We start from the raw sequence: 16,918 nt of genomic DNA, 5'->3' as shown, positions 1-16,918 counted from the left end.
GGTACCGGATTGCGGATTTGCACCCTGTACCCCCACTTGTACCCCCGCGGGACGGGAGCCACGTGGGGACACGTACCCCCAAAAGTTCGGGAATCGTAGCTGATTTGCTTCCCCCCTTGCTGTTTTTTACCGGGGCAATAGGGGCAACCGGGGCACTATTCTGTAAGTCCTTGTCGCCATTGAAAAAAGGATGCCCCGGGTGAACCGGGGCATTCGCTTACTGTACCGGGGCAACCGGGGCAAACCATCTGCGCCCTGGAACCACCAAGAGTCACTCATTCACCGGGGCATACTGAGCCACAAGAGAGGTGTCGCATGAGAGGAAGAGGTTTCACTACTGTTGATTGGACCATCTTGGTCTTTGCCTTCGCACTTGCGATTGCACCGGTGCTCCACATTGCCTTTGGGCTTCCAAAGCTGTTCTCCGCCTTGTCAGACCAAGCCGCCCCAGGATGGGTGCAGGCGATTGGCTCCATTGGAGCCATCGGAATTGCGATCTACCTCTCACATGATGGCGAGAGGTCAGCCAGATCGCGCGCCTATTCAGCCACGATGCAGTTCGCGAACATGGCCGTGGAGCGTATTGGCGGGCTCTACGTGGTGACTGATTCCTCCCCTGAAGCTTTCCGCGCTTTGTACGTGGAGCGCTTCTGTGTGGAGCTAGAAGAGGTGCAGCTGATTGGACGACAGATCGACGTCGGGCTTCTGGATGAAATGGTCTCCCCCCTCGTCTTGGAGCTAAGAGTGCTCATTTCTCGCGCAATGGCACTCTCCACGAAGGTCAGCGCCGCAAGAGTGGAACACGTACACAGGTGGCAGGAAGAGATGAGCACAACAAAGCTCATGCTCAAGAACACATGGGATCGCGCCAAAGAAATTCTTGAGACCCTGAAAGGTTGACAGCGTTGGCGAAGATCCATCCGACGATGCTCAATGGCTCTTAGCCCTTAGTCGGATCTCTCCGGCGGCCACGGCATACCAGAACGCCCCCATGTCGACCCGCTCTCCATCGGATCTGCTGGTCTCGTACAGCGTGCCCTCAATCAAACCGTGCGGGTCGCCCTGGTCAATCTCCTTGGCCACAGCTTCAGTCATTAAGTCCAGCACGGCGAAGTGAACTCCCACCCGCCTACGCTGTGAAGGCGGGACAGCAGACAAGGCCGCTCTGAGTGGATCGAGCAACGGATACACGTTACCCCCTCTCTCCAGCAGTTCGCCCGCCGCTTCCATCAGATCGCAGGCCCGCCCGGCCGCGATCTCACCATCAATCGCCCGGTCCACGGCCGTGTAGTCTTTTTCCGGGGTGTAGTGCACGCGCAGGTTCTCGCTGCGCCACTGCTGGGCTGCTTCGATGCTGTGGACCGGCATCCCGCGCCGCTTGTACCTGGTCACAAGAGCGGGATCGATCCCGAGGGCGGCCGCAAGTGCCGCATGAGTGGGTTTCTTCATAGCTTTCATGTATCGCCTACACCCCGAAAAGCGGACAAATTGACAAATTGGCCGGACCTGCCACTAGCGTGCGCACGGGGGCCGAATTACCCCGGTGGGTCGTCCCTCCAGGAGTACCTATAGGGGGGGTACCCCACCCCTCGCCGGTTGGTGGCAGCGTGGTGCGCTCAACCGTCCAGCCAAGGCCGCGCCAGCAGCGAACCAGAGCCGATCTGCAGCCAGCGCCACCGCGCCACCACACAGCACGGAGCAACTCAAGGCCAGCCCCTTGATTCGTTTGGAGGTGCACACCAGCGGAACAGCGCGCAAAAAGAAAAGCTCTCCCCCCGCCCCATTGGCGGCCCGCGTGGCTTCGCTTCGCTGCGCTCATGTGTCCAGGGCAAAGATGCGTGCGGATACGTGATAGACCCGCGCCTTACCGATGCCGCCCGGCAGGCTCATGCTCACGGTGAACCTACCCGGCTCTTTGGCCTGCAGGCAATCACGATCGCGCAACACGCGCGCGACGGCCTCGGGGTCGTAGCCCTTGCAGATCTCGGACTTGAACACCTCGGGGAAGATGAAGAACTCCACGCTCTCGCCCTCGGGATCGCTGATCTCGTGGGCGAACTCTGGCGTCTTGCGAATCCCAATCGGAAGACCGTTCGAACCTATCAACCGCCTCACCCCTGCGCGAAGCCCAACGCGCGGCGCATGGTCGTCGTGGGCACGGTGCCAGGTCATGAACCGCCCGTCTCCATTGGCCTCCAGGAAGTGGCGCACCTGGCGCACCATCATGGTTTCCTCGCTGTTGCCGATGCCACCGCGCGCCACCAGCCAGGCGTTGAAGCACTCGCGCGCCGCCTGCTCTGCCTCGCCCTTGTGCCAGCCTGTGAGGCCCGCCTCAGTGGCCAGCTCACCAGCAGCGCCCACGAGCGCGAAACGGGCGCCGACTCGCTGCACCTGGCCGCTTCCAAGCTCGGGGACGATCTGCAGCTCGATACGCTGCGCCAGCGTGCGGATGCGTTCCCGCAGGCCTTCGGCGTTCTCGGTCAGCCACTGCAGCCAGGCGCGGCCCGCCGCGCCATGGCAGGCGCTGGCCTGTGCCACCAGGTGCCGGGAGAAAGCAGCGCCGCCTTCGTGTCCGTGCACCTCCTCGAACGCCCCCATGCCCTTGCCGGCATCGGCCGGAATGTCAGCCATACGGGTTTCCTGCCCAGCCCGCGTGCGCTTGCCCACTTCCTGCATGTGATCGGCCAGCGACTTTTCCCCGCTGCTCAGGAACAGCAAGCGCCAGGACAGGCGCGGCCGCGGCACCCCGGTGCGTGCGGCGCGCGCCTTGCCTTGACCGTTGCCCAGCATGTAGGCGCACTCCCCGACCACCTTGGGATCTACCTCCCCGATCTCGTCCAGGATCAACAGGCAGTCGTTGTGCTGCGCGGCCACGCCCTCCAAGGCGTTGTCGGTCGCCTTCCATGACTGTTTGAACCGCTCGGGATTGCCGTACACGCTGGCGGCCACCACCTGCGTGGTGGACTTGCCAGTGCTGCCGTCCCCGCGCATGTGGAAGCCCCCGCCCTCCATGCCGGCCGGCTTGAGCAAGGGACCAGCAAAGGCCGCAGAGACTGCGAACACCAGCCGGGTGTTGCCAGCACAGGCGAGGCTCACGCGGTCGCGCCACTGCTCGCGCGTACCCTTGACCCGGAAGGTGTTTTCCTGCGCGCTCTCACTCTGGAACACCACCCTGTCCGCTTCGTCGCCGACGGTCTCATGGGGCAACACAAAGGCCAGGCCGTGCCAGCCGATGCGATCGGTACACGTCGCGAACTCTCCAGGCTGGCGGGTCTGGATGTATTGCGTCAACAGGTTGCGGGCGCGCGGGCTGGTGGCGATGCGAAGGCCCATGCCCATCAAGGCGCCGCGATACTCCGACCCGTCGCCGGCCAGCATGCGCGAGGGCATCGCCCATTGCTTGCGGCGCCCCAGCGGGTCGGCGAAGTTCAGCAGGTAGCCCCAGCCGTTGCCGTCCTGGTCGTTGGTCAGGGCCACCACGTCCAAACGGCTGCACACCCATTCGGGCTTCGTCGGCTCCCCATCGCGGTCCACCCCCTGGTGGAAAACGCCGGCATCGGAAACCGTGAAGCGGTCCCAGTCGGGCGCCGGCTTGTCGCCCCCGTCCTCGGGATTGACAGGCGGTCCTTCTGGCGGGCCGCTGGCGCCGTTCTTCCGGCGCCGCCCGGCCTGCCCCTTGCCCTTGGGTGCTTTCGCGCTCTCTGCGGCCGCCTGCGCGGTCGTGTGCGCCTCAATCGCTGCGGCCACGATGGCGCGCACTGGTTCCAGGCCATCGCCGGCGCCGCCTTCGGTCTTCACATGGGCGGCCAGGTCGTTGAAGTCACTGCCACCAGGCGGCAAGCCCTCGGGGAAAACGGCCAGGCCGCGCACTGCCTTTGCTGCGGCCGTAGCCTTGACCCGGCCCGGGTTCGTGCCGGTCTGATGTTCCGTGTCCTGGTCGTCGTCACCGCACACCACCAGCAGCGCGCCAGGGTGTAGTTGACGCAGTGCGCGTGCAGCGTGCTGCAGGTTGCCGGCATCGAACGCCACCGCCACCGGGTAGCCGGTGGCTTCGTGCAAGGTGGCCGCTGTCGCGTAGCCTTCAGCGATCAACAGCACGGCCGGGTCGTCCGCCTCGGTACTGGCCAGCTCGCCCACCAGGTGCCACAGCCCCGACTTGCGGCCACCCTTCAGATACAGCTTGTCCGAGCCGCTGGCGGGCTTCGCTGGTGCGATGCGCTGCAGGTTCCACAGCTTGCCGGCGCCATCGCACAGGGGCACCAGCAGCCAGCCACCGGCCGCGAACCGCACGCCGTAGGGCTTCACACCCTTTCGCACCAGGTAAGGGCTGGCGCCCGTTTCGCTGGCTTCCGCCCACTGCGCGGCCGCTTGATCGGCCGCCTTTGCGTGCGCGGCTTCGCGCTCGGCTTCTTCCTGTTGCAGGCGCTGCGCGCGCTTTCGCTCGCGTTCTGCCAGATCCGCAGCCGTGGGCGCTGCAGGTGCAGGCCCGTCCTTGGTCTGCGTGAATCCGTGTTCCTTGGCGAGGTGCAGCAGCGTGGCCACCGACACACCACCGCCCGGCTTCACGCTCCTCCAGGTCGATTGCACGGCCTTGGGGTCATACCGGTCCGCATCGCTGGCGCTCCAGGTGTCGAACAGCTCGAACCCGGTACCGTCCGGAAACTCGCTCTTGATGGCCATCGCAACCCGCGCCCATTCGTCGCGCGGAAGGCTTGCCGGGATGTGCGCCAGTGCGGCGCGGATCAGTTCAGGGGTTACATCATGGCCGGGCAAGATCAACCCCGCGCAGAGAGACCGGCCCTCTTCAAAGTTTTGACGAGCGCTTGCGCGCCTTCCTCGTCGGTGCGAACCGTCGCGCGCTCACCACCGAGGTTCAAGTTCACATCAACGGAGCGCCCCACAGAAGCGCCGCCAGCACCACCCAGCCCGAACGTCACTCGCTCAGCGGCCTTCAAGAGCGCGTCGCTGATGGTTGAGAACTCCCCGCCGTACTTCTTCTGGCCGGGGTTGCTGAAATAGGGGATGTTGCCCCGCCCGTCCGAAAATTCCAGCGCCACGCGCCGGGCCTGCTCATCGCTCAGGCCAGCCGCCCTCAGGAAGTTGGCAACTCCCGTGAGGGTGGCCAAGTCACTGCCCGCCACGATGGCGGAGCCCTTGGCATCGCTCGCGAAGCCGTCCCGGTTGCGGTACTGCCCACCGCTACCGACCTCCGTCACGCCTTCGCCCAGGGTCTCCCCGTTGCGCGCGGTGCGGCCGGCCGGTGGCAGCTTGCCGACTTCCGAATTTCGCTTGGCCATGCGCTCAGCCCATCCCACGTACTCGGACGCTGCTGCGCTGGCCTCGTTGATGCTCTCAGTCAAACCGCCCACCGAGCGGCCGCCTGTCTCCATCGCCTTGACGATCGCGCGGCCGGCGCTGTCGGTCGCGATCTCCAGGCCATTCATGGCCGCCTCTGCCTTCAGCGTTTCGCTGGCCACACCGCCGTTTGCCGCGATCGAGGCCTCAGCCATGCGGCGCCAGGCGACCGAGACCCCTTCGGCGGTGGCCTGCCCGCTGGCCTTGATCAGTTCATAGTCTCGCGCGGCGTTGGTGGCGGCCTGCCTGAGTTCGGACTCGGTGGCGATGCCCATGTTCTTGAATGCCTGCGCCGTGCGGGCCGCCACGTCCTCCGCCTTCTTGGGCAGCTTGTCCAGGGCGAGACCCGCCTGTTCCGCCTGGTCGCGCAGCTGCTGCAGCAACCCGTCTGCCACCTTCTCCCCGAGCTTGTTGCGCAGCGACTCGATGCGACTGCGCAGGGCCTCGACGCCGGCCTGACTGTCTGCCGTCCTGATGCCCTTGGAGATTGAAGCCTCCAGCGCCTGGCCTACGTTAATCCCTTGTTCCTTGAGCTTGTCCAGGCCCGCGATGATCGTGTCTGTGTCGTTGATCGCTGACCTGGTCGCCTTGGTCATGCCACCCGCCAGCACATCGAAGTCGGCGCCGCTGCGCCGGATGGCCTCGCGCAACGATGCGTCCATGATCGTGGCCAGCCGCTCGGACTCCCGCGCGGTCCCGCCCAGCGCGGCCCGCGCCTTGACCTCGAAAGCCTGCAGGTCTTCACCCTTGAGCGCTTCCGCCCACGCCTGGCGCACCTGGTCGGCGCTCAGCTTCCCATCGGCCGCCAGCTTGTCCAGCACGCCGGCAGCGTTCGCGATGCCGGGCAGGCTGGCGAGGTCGAAGTCCTTGCCGATGGCAGACACCGCCTCAGCGGCAGACTGGCCCTTGGCTTGCAGCTCATCGAACTTGCCGATGCTCTCGGTGGCTGCCTTGCTCAGTTCGAACTGACTGTCGCGCGCCGCCTTGTTCGCCGCTTCCTGCGCGGCCGCGATCTTGCGGCCTTCCTCTGCAGCCTTCGCACGCTCGCGCTCTGTCCGCGCCAGCTCCTCGGACTTGTCGTTGTAACCCTGCAGCTTGGCGATGCCTTCGCCGATGGCCACCCCGATATCTTCAAGGTTGGTCAGCACCGCCAGCAGGCCGAACGTCTTGATGCTGCTGAGGGCTGCTGCGAAGCGACCGGCGCCGGCTGCAGCGCCTGTGCCTGCGGTGCTGGCCGCTGTGAGGGCTGTCGCGTTGGCTGCGATGGCGGCCGCTGAGGTGGTGGCCGCAGCGCCGATGCCAAGGAACTGCTGCGCCAGGCGCAGCGCCGCGAACGCAGCCGCCGCCTGCCCAAGGTCGATCAACAGCCCCACCACGGTATCCAGGTTGTCCGCCAGCGCCTTGATGGCTTCGGCTGCGATCTTGCTCGCCCCGGTGGCCTTGTTGACCTCGCCCACGTACACGGTCCATGCAGTGTTCAGGTTCTCCACGGCGCGGCCCACGGTCGGCGGGAGCTGTTCGAACTCGGACCGCACCGCTTCGGCCTGCCCCCGCAGTGCATCGCGCACCACCGTTGCGGTCAGCTGCCCGGCCTGCGCCATGTTGCGCAACTGGCCGATGGTGACGCCCAGGCCATCGGCCATGGCCTTGGCCAGGCGTGGCGACTGCTCCACCACGCTGTTGAACTCTTCCCCGCGCAGCACCCCGGCGTTCAAGCCTTGGATCAACTGCGTGACGGCCGCTTGCGCGGCTTGCGAACTGGCGCCGGAAACCTGAATGGCTTCGTTGATGGTCTGCGTCAGGCCCAGCGCATCGGCCTGCGCCTCTTGGGCGCTCTGGCCAGCGCTGCGGCCGGCATCGGCCAGGCGTGCAAACAGGGTGCCGGTCGCATCCAAGTCGCTGTTGGTCTCCAGGGCCACCCGCTGCACTTCGGACAGGGCGGACTCGAAGGCCTGCCCTTCGCCCGTGGCGAGCTTGATGCGTGCGCTCAGGTTGTCATAGCCGTCTGCCACGTCCGCAAGGTCTTTGGCCAGCGACCCGACCAGCGTTCCCCCCAGCGCGGCGCCCGCGATGTTGCGCAGGGTCGCCAACTGCTGGGACAGGCCAGCCGTGCGGCTGCTGGCCACCTCTACCGCCTTGCCCGCTGCGGTGTAGGTGGGCACCAGTTGCGCCACCTCGGAGCGTGCGCCAGCGATGGCGGCCCTGAGGTTCCGCTCGCTCTGCGCCAGGTTGCTGGTGCCGATGCCGTAGCGGTTCAGCGCCGCGCGCGACTGGTCGAGCGCAACCGTCTTGCTCTGCAGTTCGACCTTGGCTGTTCGAACGGTGTCGCGCAGCTTCTCCAGCTGGCCAGCCTGCGCTCGGGTCGGCGCACCGCTTGCGGCCATCTCGCGCCCCAGCTTCTGCGCGGCCTCTTGGGCTTCCCGCAGCTGGGCAGCCGCTTCACCGGCCTCGCCCTTGAGTTTTGTGAAGCTCTCGACGGCGCCCTGCTTGGCGCCCAGCTCGCGCAAGGCCTTGGCGCTCTCCTGCGCCTGAATCTTGAGGTCGCCCTCCAGGGTGTCGGCAAGGCCTTCGAGCTGGCGGGCCAGTGCTGCGACGTCTTGTTCCCCAGAGACTGCTGCCTCCAGGTCGTATTTGATTTTTTGGTTGCTGGTGGCCATGAGAGCCCTTCAACTGGTGTTGTTTGGTCGGCGCTCGCGAGCGCGCCGGGGACGCGATGGCCGGCGTGTTGCCGGCCATCTGCTCACAGAGCCAGCGGCTACCAGGAACGCCCCGGGATCGCTACGCCGGCTTGCGCCCGAAGCCGATCACACAGGCCATAGAACTCCGCCTCGCTCATGCCGACGGTGGCTCGCTTCAGTTCACCCATGACCTGCCCGTGATCAACCGACCCCTCCACATGCATGAACGGGTTCGGAAGATCCAGCGGCCTTTCGAGCTGCTTCGGCGCCGGGATCTCGGTGGTCAACAGCGTCAGGTCTGCCGGTTTCAGCGCCGTGGCCATGTCCGCCAGGACATAGCCACGCACCCGCCCGGTTTCGCCGATCAGCTGCGAGCCCAGCACCGCCCGCTCGGCGGATGCAAACGTCAGATCGAGTTCGTGAATCGCGCTCCCTTTGAAGGCCCTGCCGTCGCTGCCGAAGGAGCTCAGAGACAGCTGCTTGATGTAGGCATCAACCATCGATTGGGCCGCCTGGTCGTACTCGACCCGCGCCAGCTGAAGGCGTGCCAAGCTCAAATCGTCCTGCGCCTGTGCGATGGCGCCAGAAGCGTCGGCGCTCGCTCGCTGGAGGTCTGAGAGACCAGCCTCGCGGCTCTTGATGCGTGCGGTCTGAAGCTCGCCGCAGGTCTCACGGTGCGCCTGCGCTTTCTTCACCGCGGCGAACGCTGCGGCCTCGCCCTCCGCGCTCACATCATCCGCGGCCACCGCATCGGCGAAGCCCTTGCGGGCGATCTCAACGGCCTTGTCTGCAGCCGCATGCAGTTCGGCGAGGTCTTGCTTCATGCGATCAACTTCGGCCGTCCGGTTAGCCAACGCAGCCGCCGCCTTGGCTGCGGCCTCGCCCGCAGCCTTCAACTTGGCCTCTGCTGCCTTCAGGGCCTTGCTGGCGGCGTCCTGGTCTCGCTTGACCACAGCTGCCACGCGCACCCGGTCTTGGGCGATCGCGTGGGCCTTGCGCAGCCGCGCCAGCTCGGCCAGCTTACGCCGCAACACGCTGTTGCGGGGGATGTCGCCCGCAGCGTTTTGGGACAACTGCTGTTCCAGCTCCTCCGCGAGCGCTTCGCAGCCGGCCGCAGTGGATACACGATCGGCCATGGCCTGCAGCTCGGGGGACACATCGGAAGCGGCCTTCAGGCCGAAGAGGGACTTGAGGTTCATGGTGTTCTTTCGTTGGATTGGTGAACGTGAATGTGTGGAGGTCAGAAGCGAACCCCGAGCCACTTGCAGGCCTCGACAACGCCGATGCCTTTGAACTGAGCCCACGCGGCAGCGCGCTCCGCGATCTGCTGTTTGGAGAGTTGCAGCGTCGGCTTGACGCCAGCCGCACCGCGCTTGGGCGAGTCGGGCGTACTCACATAGGGGTGGAGATAGCCCTCGCGCTTGATGCCTTCAAGCAAGGTACAGCCGTCCTGACGGGCACGCGCGGCGCCCGCTTGCTCCCAGGCTTTCCAGCTGTTCATAACGATGGGCATCCGGCCTGTTCTCAGCCGGTGCAGGCGCACGATCTCCGCAGCGTCGGCGCGCATGTCTTCTTCGGCCTGGCCCGTCTGCTCCAACAGCGCGGCCGGGGTCACCGGGGCGGACACCACGGGTTGCAGCTTGGGCGGCCAGGTGGTTGACGCGCTGGCGCGGGCCGGTGTACCCGATGCGCCACCACCTGCCTTGCGGCGCATGAACCTCGACGGGTCGGCAGCCAACTGCTTTTCCAAGCTGCTGGCCGTGGCAAAGCCGTCCAGCAGCCCAGCGTCCACCGCCTGCTGGCCGATGTAGACGCGGGCCTCTTGAGCAGCCACGGCAGACGGGGCCAGGTTGCGGCCTTTGGCTACCCCATTGATGAACACCGATGCCAGGTGATCGACCATTTCCTGCAGATAGGCCTTTCCATCGCCGCTCAAGGGTTGGGCGGCACTGGCCATCCTCTTGAACTTGCCGGCTGTGATCTCGGTCACCACCGAACCATCGGTGCGCGGCGAGTAGACGTGCACACTCACCACACCCACGCTGCCGACCTGCACAGTCGGGCCACTGCCATAGACCGAGCTGGCACCGCTGACAGCCCAATAGGCAGCGCTGGCCAGCAGTCCATCGGTCACTGCGACCACGGGCTTTGAGCGCGACGCCTCGGCAACGACTTCGGCCAGCTCCGCAACGCCAGGCACCGCCCCGCCTGGGCTGCTGACCACCATCAGGATTGATCGCACGGCCGGATCACTCGCAGCAGCCTGAACCGCCGCCGTGATCTCTGACGTATCCACGTACCCCAGAAACAGCCGCGCCAGGAAGTGAGGGCGCTGCCCCATCGGGCCATCCCACTCGATGCGGGCCACGCCGCCGGCCAGCACCTGATAGGACACGCCATTGGCGCCCTGACCGGGCATCAGGCCGGCGCGGGCCGTGGGCGCTTCCAAGGGGCCGGTGTAGGTCTCGCGGCGCGCCAGGAACTCGTCGATCGTGGCGCGGACGCCTGCCACGTCCATGGCGGCCAGGCGGCCCGGGAAAAGGGTTTGCAGGGCTGCGGCGTGCCCATGTTCAGCCGAATGGGTGTGAGGTGTGTTCATGTTTCAGAAAATTGGTTGTGTGAGGTGGAGTCCGTTCTCACCCGGCCTAGCGAGTGACCTTCATCGGATCAATCCAGCCTTCGATGCCGTAGCAAAGATTGATGCTGTTGAGCGGGTTGTTCGTGGCGATCTCGACCGTCTTGTGGGGCGTGAACACCAACAGAAAGTCCTGGCCTATCCACTCGAAGCGCTTTGGTAAGTCGCTGACCTTGGGGGTCAACTGCTTGGCGTACTTCACTGCTGCGGCTGCCGCATGCCAAGCGGCAATCAGGTGCGGTGCCTCGCTCTGCGGTGTCAGCTCCCCGGTGGCCTCGTACCGCTCGCGCGCCTTGAGCGCCTGCGCCAGCAGATCGGAGTGATAGGCCACGATGGCGTCTATTGAGGCTTTCTGTTGCTCATCCATGGATGGACCCCACGTCAAGAGGCAGAAGGCCTTCACGGTTGCCGACGATCACCAGGTGGTTGAAAGCCAAAGTGCGCAGCCAGAAGCGCTCAAGCCGGCCGGTTCGGCCATAGAGCGTGATCAGCTCAGCAGGCCTGTGCCGCACGCGGATGAGACCCGGCACCCGGCGTTCTCTCTGGCCCGCAGCTATCGCGGCCATGCAGCGTGTCCACAGATCGCCCGCTTCTTCCTCGGTCAACGTGCTCGGATCGAAGTAGCGCGGCCCCTGGCACAGCGCAGGCACTTGCCGCGCCTTTGCGTTCTGTTTCGTTTGAGTGCCGCTCATTGGGCGTCGCCTTCCGTCACGATGGGGGCGCGCCGCTCACGCTCACGGTGGGCCGCCCATGCCTTCACGGCCTCCTCGACCAGGGGCGCGTCGGTGTCGATTGCCGTGAAGTCGAAGGGCTTGCTTTGCACCAGGATCTCGTCGGTCTCCGTGTCGCGTGCTCGCAGCACACCGCAAAGCGTCCGCTCCGCGACGACGCGGAGGCCGAAGCCGTTGAAGTAGCGCATGCGAGCGCTCCAGACCACCGGGTCATAGAGACCACCATCGGTATGGAGATCGAACTCCCGAGCCGCCTTGTGCAGCAGCGTGGAGGCGATGAACTGGGCCAGCTTCTCCAGGTGCGGGGCGTCTTTTCCGGTCTGGCTCATGACTGCCCGCCTTCCTCTGCCTGGCGCGCCTCTGCGCTCTCAGCGTCTGCGGGAACCGTCTCGCCCCGGCGCTCAGCGCACCACTGTTCGAACCGCTCGGCCAGGGTCTTGCTGTTGGGCGCGAGCGGGCCGAAGGAAGCCGGCTCGGTCTGCATGAACACCTCGCCCGATACGCGGTTGCGCACGCGAAGCACCAACGTCGGCAACACCTCGACGGACACGTCGTTGCCCATACCCGGCAAGGGGAAGCTGCAGCTCCACAAAACCCGGTTGTCCCGGTTCGGTGACGCTCCAAGCACCTTCTGAATGGCCAGGTGGCGCACCCATGCGGCCAATGGCTCAGGCAGAGGCACCGGCAGCGCTGCCGGGGTTTGATCGGGGCTGGTCATTGGGTAGCCCTCGCACGCGGGTTCGGGCTCTTGGCTCTGCCGGCCGTCCCCAGCTGCGCGGCCACCTGTGCACGCTGTTGAATCCAGGCGTTCACCTGCGATTCGAGGAACGCCACGCGAGTCCCCCCAGGGGTCAAGGGGATCGGCGCGGGAAAGGTGCCTTCCCGAACCCAGGCCAGAAGCGTGGACTTGGACACGCCGCCGACGCGGGAACAGGTTTCATCGGTCGGCAACAGCCGATCCGGGGTAACCGGCGAGGCCGGTGGCGTTGGATTGACAAGGTGCATAGATCACTCCGTTAGATGCATGCGCATGCACTCGGGTGGCATGCGATGCTGGAGCGAACTGTGCAAACCGACGCGGGTTCGCGAAAGTGGACAGATTCAGAATCTGACCTTCTTTTGTCCCCCTTGTCGCGTAACTATTTCGGTGTGGACTTGGCTTGAGTTCTTCTGTAGCGCTGAAGAGATTTCTTCACGCTCTCCTCTTTAAGCCCTGCCTCATCAGCTACGCAACGAATGGCGTCGGCCTGCTTCAAGCCGTATTTCTTCATGAGCCTGTCAACGACACGGCGATAGCCCGCAGGTGACTTGTTGGCACTGAGGCATGAAGCAACCTCTTCGCGCCACGCTTGCCCGAACCCTAGATGATCAGAAACCGCCTGAGCAACTTCTGTCGCAGGTGTCGGTGACATTGCACCATTGCGCATGTCTGCCAAGGCCAGGATGAACGCCCCAAGGTTTCCGTCAAGCGAATAGTCAGCCTTTACGATCCATTCAAGAACCTTCACCACATGCAACAGCTCGGGCTGTCTGCACTTGGTCAGGTCCCCGGATCGCAGAGCATCAACGGCATGGCGGATTGCAACCTGATCAAACCCAATCGCATCGACGACTGACAGGGCGGTATCGCGACTCATAAAAGCGGCCTACCAGTTCGCTGCGTCAGGGCTTGAAGTTCCTTGGCATCAACCATTCGTCCACACCCTTGACCAGGATAGGCCGCAGCTCCCCGCAGCGCTCACCGTACAGCTCAGCCAGCAGGCCAATGCGCTTGTTGATGATCACGGCCGCCGTCGTCAGTGCTTCGCGTTCGCTGTCGTCGTTCGCTCCGTCCACTTCCAGGATGCCCAGCACGGCACCCAAGGCGCTGGCGGTAAATGCGATCTCAGCAAACACCATGGTCACCTGGCGCGGGGTTAGCGCCTCGGGTTGAGTCTTCTTCGTGCTCATAACGCCCCCCGGCCATCCTGGTCGCGCCAAGCACGGCGCGCATTTACACGCCTGACCCACCGCTCGTCCTCGTACTGGCAACCGTGGTTTTCAGCCGTGTGATTGATGATGCCTTCTGCTTCGTCAGAAGCCTGTTCGATCTGCGTCAAGACCTGAGCCACGTGCTCCATGTCAAGCGGGTGATCCCGTTGCTCCATGGCAAGCAAAGTCACTGCGCACAGTGCCTTGATGCGTTTGAAGGCGTCTTGGGAAATGTTGTCCACCAGCGCCAGCGTGCTGCGCAGTTCGTCAATGTTTGGGTGGTTCCTTGCTTCGACCGCGACGGAATTGGCGCGCTGCAACGCGTTTTCAGTGCTCATGCTGCACCGCCTTCCAGATCGGCGGTGCGGTCGCCCATGTCGTTCAGCAAGCGTTCGAGCTGGTGCATGCGCTCGATGACCACGGACAGCATGGCGCGGTCGTTGCCAGGGTCGTTGCCGTGGGCTGCGTGGCTGGCTTCGAGAATGCTCAGGGTGTCGCTGGCGGTCACCCAGGCCAGCGCGGTGCGCTGGTGGAGCGAGGCCAGGGGGTTGACGATCAGCACAGGCGCCGCGCCGGCCTGTTGCCGCCAGTTCCCAACAGCCGGAGGGGTCAGGTCAACAGGTTTTCCATTGGCCTGCAGGTTGACGATCTTGTCCATGGCTCAGCCCTCCGTGCGGTTGATGGTAGCGGCAGCGCTGGCGCGCTTCAACAGCGTGGCTCCGCGCACAGCGCGGGCCGTAGCAGTCTGCAGCTGCTCGGGGGTGCAGTCGGGCTGCGACAGGTAGTGCAGCGCCGTGGACAGCGCGTTGTGCGCTTGGGCGTGGAGCTGGATGGTTTCCAGCGATGCGGGCGGGATGGTGGGCGCAGCGCGGCGGCTGGCCAGGGTGATGACCGTGGTCATGGCTTCAGGCTCCTTATCGAGACTTGAAACCACCCGCGCCGTTTTGAAGCGGATCGGGTGGACGGGATGTTCAAAACACGGGATAAGCCGTGCGCCAGGTGTTGCCACTGAGGCCATCCCGCCCAAAACCCTCAACGGGCCAGGAGGCCCATTCGGCGGGCGCTGCAGGGGCAGCGGCCCAAGTGTTCAGACGTGACAAAACCTCACTGACGGGGAGGCTGCACCGCTTATCCAAGGTGTTTTGAAGCACCGGCCCTTTCGGGTTGCACGAACTATAGACGCTGGCCGGCGCCGCTGTCAACAGCCTTCAACTGCCCGTCTTGGGCTCGCTGTTCTCAGCAGTCCTCACGCTGGCGTCGGCAATGTCAACGATCATCACCGTCAGCTCGAACCAAAGGCGCGTCAGCAGGTAGAGCAAGGCCCCTGCGCCGGCCCCGATCAAGAGGTGCCAGAAAGTGCCTTCCGTTCTGAACGCAGTAATGGCGCCACCGATCAACGCGCACACGGCCAGCAAGTAGCCGAAGAACAGACCAAAACGCACCACTGTCCTGAAGGCCGGATAGTTGGTGTCACCGCGCAGCGACTCAACATAGCGCACCCTTGAAAAGGGTTTGCGCTGGGCGGGAGTCGCCGGCTTGCTTGGCGTTGGCGCAGGCGCTTCAGTGGCCTGCTGGAAACCTGAGTCCACAGCTCGCGAGGGCCGCACCGGCTTACCGGCAGCCGCAGCCGCCTTCACACGCGAGTAGATCGCGCCACACTGGGGACAGGCCTCTGTTTCTGATCCGGTGGCATGCGGGTTGACGTGGCCACACTTGAGACAGGTTTCCGCTGGCATATCGCTTTTCCTCCTGTTGCCATTCTGGCATTGAAGAAACCGAGTGGACACGTGTCCGGGCCGTGCGACGGTGCCCGATTCGCTGCGCTTCGGCTGGAAACAGGGGTGGCGGAGGGTTTCTTTTTTCCGCGCTGTTGCACCGCCTTCCAATGCGGTACGAAGGCATCCAGTGAAGTCAGAAAAGAGGCTGGAAACTCTCCTCCAATAAGTGAGCTTCGTCCTCTTCCTTCTATGTTTGCCCCTATTTCGCCCCGGTTCTGCCCCGGTTCTGCCCCGGTACCCGGCCCCATTCGAAACCCGCATAAATCCTCACTTTCAGCGGTTTTGCCCCGGTGCCCCGGTTGTTCTCCAGAAAAATCACCGCCGAAGGACTGCGGCCGGGCAATTCAACGGGCACGACGGACCATCTTCACCACGTCGGCGCCGGCCTTGAGCTTGTCCAGGTAGTCCGCCCACGCCTGCATCATCGCTGTGCGCTGGGCCAGGTAGGTGGTGCGGTTGTAGGCCCGGCCGTTGGCATCGCGCACCCCGTGGGCGAGCTGCGCCTCGATCACTAGCGGGTCGAACTCCAGGCGCTCCGCCAGCATGGTGCGGGCCGTCGCCCGGAAGCCGTGCCAGGTCTGTTTGTCGGGCGTGTAGCCCATGGAGATCAGGGCCGTGCGCACCGAGTTTTCGGATATCGGGCGTCCCTTGCCCCGCTCCCCAGGGAACACCAGCGCATGGTGTCCGGTGTAGCGGTGCAGCTCGCGCAGGATCTCCACGGCCTGGCGAGGCAGAGGCACCAGGTGTGCTTCCCCGTGCTCCTTCCCTTCCTTGTTCCGCTTCATCCGCATGGCGGGGATCGTCCACAGCGCGCCGTCCAGGTCCATTTCTCCCCAGGCGGCGCCGCGCAGCTCGCCCGGGCGCTGGAACAGCATGGGCGCGAGCTGCAGGGCGGCGCGCACGATGGGACCGCCCCGATAGGCTTGGATGGCTCGCAACAGAGTCCCCAGGTCAGCGGGCTCCGTGATAGCTGCGAAGTGCTTGCCACGGTAGGGCGTGAGCGCATCCTTGATGCCGATGGTCACATCCTTGTCGGTGCGGCCGGTGGCCATGGCGTAGCGCCACACCTGGCCGCACAGCATCAACGCCCGGTCGGCGGTCTCGATGGCGCCACGCTCCTCGATCTTGCGAAGGCAGGCCAGCAGCTCGACGCGGGTGATGCTGGCAATTCCCCTGTCACCGATCCAGGGGAACAGGTCGCGTTCGAACTGGCGGTGCATGCGTTCGGCGTGAACGTCGCTCCACTGGCCGGACTTGATGCGGTACCACTCCAGGGCCACCAGGCGGAAGCTGTCGCCACCATCGGGAACAGGCGGCGGCGGGTTGCGCTCAGCCTGGCGGGCGGACACGGGGTCTTGCCCGGAGTCCTTGAGCACCTTGGCCGCGTCCCTGGCCTTGCGGGCAGCCATCAACCCCACGGCCGGATAGCTGCCAAGGGCCAGCTGCTTTTCCTTGTCGCCAATGCGGTACTTCCAGAACCAGCGCTTGGAGCCGGCCGGACTCACCTGGAGATACATCCCCCCGGCGTCATAGAAGCGGGCGTGCTTCTTGTCAGGTGGACAGGTAGCGCTCTTGCACTGCAGATCGGTCAGCATGGGGGGCGTCCTCCAGAGAGTGGGGGTACAAGCACCACCATTTGCGGACGAAAGGGGGGATGTACCCCCACTTGTACCCCCTAGCCCTGCTGGCTTGGGGTGCATGCGTATGGATGGCCTTGCACCGAAACGCCTTGATTTTCCAATGAAAAAGGGCATGCATCGTATGTGGATG

18 protein-coding genes are annotated in these 16,918 nt (G+C 65.0%); 1 reads left to right on the top strand and 17 read right to left on the bottom strand.

The features are described 5' to 3' along the window. Positions 1-354 precede the first annotated feature (354 nt). Positions 355-900 (top strand): hypothetical protein, encoded by a 546-nt coding sequence (locus HPS01S_RS11720; RefSeq protein WP_066155859.1) that lies wholly within the window; start codon positions 355-357, stop codon positions 898-900. A gap of 30 nt (positions 901-930) precedes the next feature. Here HPS01S_RS11720 and HPS01S_RS11715 read toward each other — a convergent pair whose 3' ends face one another. From HPS01S_RS11715 to HPS01S_RS11645, 17 genes are all read right to left on the bottom strand, one after another. Next, positions 931-1,449, bottom strand: coding sequence for a hypothetical protein (locus tag HPS01S_RS11715; protein WP_066155856.1), 519 nt, complete (start codon positions 1,447-1,449; stop codon positions 931-933). 366 nt (positions 1,450-1,815) lie between these two features. Beyond that, on the bottom strand, positions 1,816-4,773 hold the full coding sequence (locus HPS01S_RS11710) for a DUF927 domain-containing protein (RefSeq protein ID WP_169803942.1): 2,958 nt from the start codon (positions 4,771-4,773) through the stop codon (positions 1,816-1,818). A 2-nt stretch (positions 4,774-4,775) separates the two neighbouring features. Beyond that, positions 4,776-8,012 (bottom strand): tape measure protein, encoded by a 3,237-nt coding sequence (locus tag HPS01S_RS11705; protein WP_066155850.1) that lies wholly within the window; start codon positions 8,010-8,012, stop codon positions 4,776-4,778. A 98-nt stretch (positions 8,013-8,110) separates the two neighbouring features. Next, entirely contained in the window at positions 8,111-9,232 is a 1,122-nt protein-coding gene (locus tag HPS01S_RS11700; RefSeq protein ID WP_066155847.1) for a hypothetical protein, read from the bottom strand. A 41-nt stretch (positions 9,233-9,273) separates the two neighbouring features. Beyond that, positions 9,274-10,632: a S49 family peptidase gene (locus tag HPS01S_RS11695; RefSeq protein ID WP_084397315.1), complete on the bottom strand. Its 1,359-nt coding sequence runs from the start codon at positions 10,630-10,632 to the stop codon at positions 9,274-9,276. A gap of 46 nt (positions 10,633-10,678) precedes the next feature. Further along, positions 10,679-11,035: a hypothetical protein gene (locus tag HPS01S_RS11690; RefSeq protein ID WP_066155841.1), complete on the bottom strand. Its 357-nt coding sequence runs from the start codon at positions 11,033-11,035 to the stop codon at positions 10,679-10,681. After that, on the bottom strand, positions 11,028-11,360 hold the full coding sequence (locus tag HPS01S_RS11685; RefSeq protein WP_066155838.1) for a hypothetical protein: 333 nt from the start codon (positions 11,358-11,360) through the stop codon (positions 11,028-11,030). The genes HPS01S_RS11690 and HPS01S_RS11685 overlap by 8 nt, the downstream gene beginning before the upstream one ends. After that, positions 11,357-11,728 (bottom strand): hypothetical protein, encoded by a 372-nt coding sequence (locus HPS01S_RS11680; protein ID WP_066155836.1) that lies wholly within the window; start codon positions 11,726-11,728, stop codon positions 11,357-11,359. The genes HPS01S_RS11685 and HPS01S_RS11680 overlap by 4 nt, the downstream gene beginning before the upstream one ends. Then, on the bottom strand, positions 11,725-12,117 hold the full coding sequence (locus HPS01S_RS21815) for a hypothetical protein (RefSeq protein WP_157576281.1): 393 nt from the start codon (positions 12,115-12,117) through the stop codon (positions 11,725-11,727). Before HPS01S_RS21815 ends, HPS01S_RS11680 begins: the two co-directional genes overlap by 4 nt. Then, on the bottom strand, positions 12,114-12,404 hold the full coding sequence (locus HPS01S_RS22465; protein ID WP_084397313.1) for a helix-turn-helix transcriptional regulator: 291 nt from the start codon (positions 12,402-12,404) through the stop codon (positions 12,114-12,116). The genes HPS01S_RS21815 and HPS01S_RS22465 overlap by 4 nt, the downstream gene beginning before the upstream one ends. 134 nt (positions 12,405-12,538) lie before the next feature. Then, positions 12,539-13,036: a hypothetical protein gene (locus HPS01S_RS21810; protein WP_157576278.1), complete on the bottom strand. Its 498-nt coding sequence runs from the start codon at positions 13,034-13,036 to the stop codon at positions 12,539-12,541. A gap of 25 nt (positions 13,037-13,061) precedes the next feature. Beyond that, complete coding sequence (locus HPS01S_RS11670; RefSeq protein ID WP_157576275.1) at positions 13,062-13,349, bottom strand: hypothetical protein; 288 nt, start codon at positions 13,347-13,349, stop codon at positions 13,062-13,064. Then, a complete protein-coding gene (locus HPS01S_RS11665; RefSeq protein ID WP_066155826.1) occupies positions 13,346-13,708 on the bottom strand; it encodes a hypothetical protein in 363 nt (120 codons plus the stop codon). Before HPS01S_RS11665 ends, HPS01S_RS11670 begins: the two co-directional genes overlap by 4 nt. Continuing rightward, positions 13,705-14,028 (bottom strand): hypothetical protein, encoded by a 324-nt coding sequence (locus HPS01S_RS11660; RefSeq protein ID WP_066155823.1) that lies wholly within the window; start codon positions 14,026-14,028, stop codon positions 13,705-13,707. The genes HPS01S_RS11665 and HPS01S_RS11660 overlap by 4 nt, the downstream gene beginning before the upstream one ends. Before the next feature lie 3 nt (positions 14,029-14,031). After that, a complete protein-coding gene (locus HPS01S_RS11655) occupies positions 14,032-14,271 on the bottom strand; it encodes a hypothetical protein (protein ID WP_066155820.1) in 240 nt (79 codons plus the stop codon). A gap of 307 nt (positions 14,272-14,578) precedes the next feature. After that, on the bottom strand, positions 14,579-15,106 hold the full coding sequence (locus HPS01S_RS21805) for a hypothetical protein (protein WP_157576272.1): 528 nt from the start codon (positions 15,104-15,106) through the stop codon (positions 14,579-14,581). A 386-nt stretch (positions 15,107-15,492) separates the two neighbouring features. Then, positions 15,493-16,743 (bottom strand): tyrosine-type recombinase/integrase, encoded by a 1,251-nt coding sequence (locus tag HPS01S_RS11645; RefSeq protein WP_066155811.1) that lies wholly within the window; start codon positions 16,741-16,743, stop codon positions 15,493-15,495. Positions 16,744-16,918: the final 175 nt, after the last annotated feature.

The organism is Hydrogenophaga pseudoflava NBRC 102511 (genome assembly GCF_001592285.1).
Taxonomy (GTDB): domain Bacteria; phylum Pseudomonadota; class Gammaproteobacteria; order Burkholderiales; family Burkholderiaceae_C; genus Hydrogenophaga; species Hydrogenophaga pseudoflava.
Note: the sequence above shows the minus strand (reverse complement) of the source record. Positions and strands in the feature narration are given on the sequence as shown.

Bases quoted from the DNA above. Each gene is read 5' to 3' on its own strand.
- HPS01S_RS11690 (WP_066155841.1), bottom strand. From the start codon at position 11,035: ATGGATGAGCAACAGAAAGCCTCAATAGACGCCATCGTGGCCTATCAC.
- HPS01S_RS11700 (WP_066155847.1), bottom strand. From the start codon at position 9,232: ATGAACCTCAAGTCCCTCTTCGGCCTGAAGGCCGCTTCCGATGTGTCC.
- HPS01S_RS11660 (WP_066155823.1), bottom strand. From the start codon at position 14,028: ATGGACAAGATCGTCAACCTGCAGGCCAATGGAAAACCTGTTGACCTG.
- HPS01S_RS11680 (WP_066155836.1), bottom strand. From the start codon at position 11,728: ATGAGCCAGACCGGAAAAGACGCCCCGCACCTGGAGAAGCTGGCCCAG.
- HPS01S_RS11665 (WP_066155826.1), bottom strand. From the start codon at position 13,708: ATGAGCACTGAAAACGCGTTGCAGCGCGCCAATTCCGTCGCGGTCGAA.
- HPS01S_RS11685 (WP_066155838.1), bottom strand. From the start codon at position 11,360: ATGAGCGGCACTCAAACGAAACAGAACGCAAAGGCGCGGCAAGTGCCT.
- HPS01S_RS11695 (WP_084397315.1), bottom strand. From the start codon at position 10,632: ATGAACACACCTCACACCCATTCGGCTGAACATGGGCACGCCGCAGCC.
- HPS01S_RS11670 (WP_157576275.1), bottom strand. From the start codon at position 13,349: ATGAGCACGAAGAAGACTCAACCCGAGGCGCTAACCCCGCGCCAGGTG.
- HPS01S_RS21810 (WP_157576278.1), bottom strand. From the start codon at position 13,036: ATGAGTCGCGATACCGCCCTGTCAGTCGTCGATGCGATTGGGTTTGAT.
- HPS01S_RS11645 (WP_066155811.1), bottom strand. From the start codon at position 16,743: ATGCTGACCGATCTGCAGTGCAAGAGCGCTACCTGTCCACCTGACAAG.
- HPS01S_RS21805 (WP_157576272.1), bottom strand. From the start codon at position 15,106: ATGCCAGCGGAAACCTGTCTCAAGTGTGGCCACGTCAACCCGCATGCC.
- HPS01S_RS22465 (WP_084397313.1), bottom strand. From the start codon at position 12,404: ATGCACCTTGTCAATCCAACGCCACCGGCCTCGCCGGTTACCCCGGAT.
- HPS01S_RS11705 (WP_066155850.1), bottom strand. From the start codon at position 8,012: ATGGCCACCAGCAACCAAAAAATCAAATACGACCTGGAGGCAGCAGTC.
- HPS01S_RS21815 (WP_157576281.1), bottom strand. From the start codon at position 12,117: ATGACCAGCCCCGATCAAACCCCGGCAGCGCTGCCGGTGCCTCTGCCT.
- HPS01S_RS11655 (WP_066155820.1), bottom strand. From the start codon at position 14,271: ATGACCACGGTCATCACCCTGGCCAGCCGCCGCGCTGCGCCCACCATC.
- HPS01S_RS11715 (WP_066155856.1), bottom strand. From the start codon at position 1,449: ATGAAGAAACCCACTCATGCGGCACTTGCGGCCGCCCTCGGGATCGAT.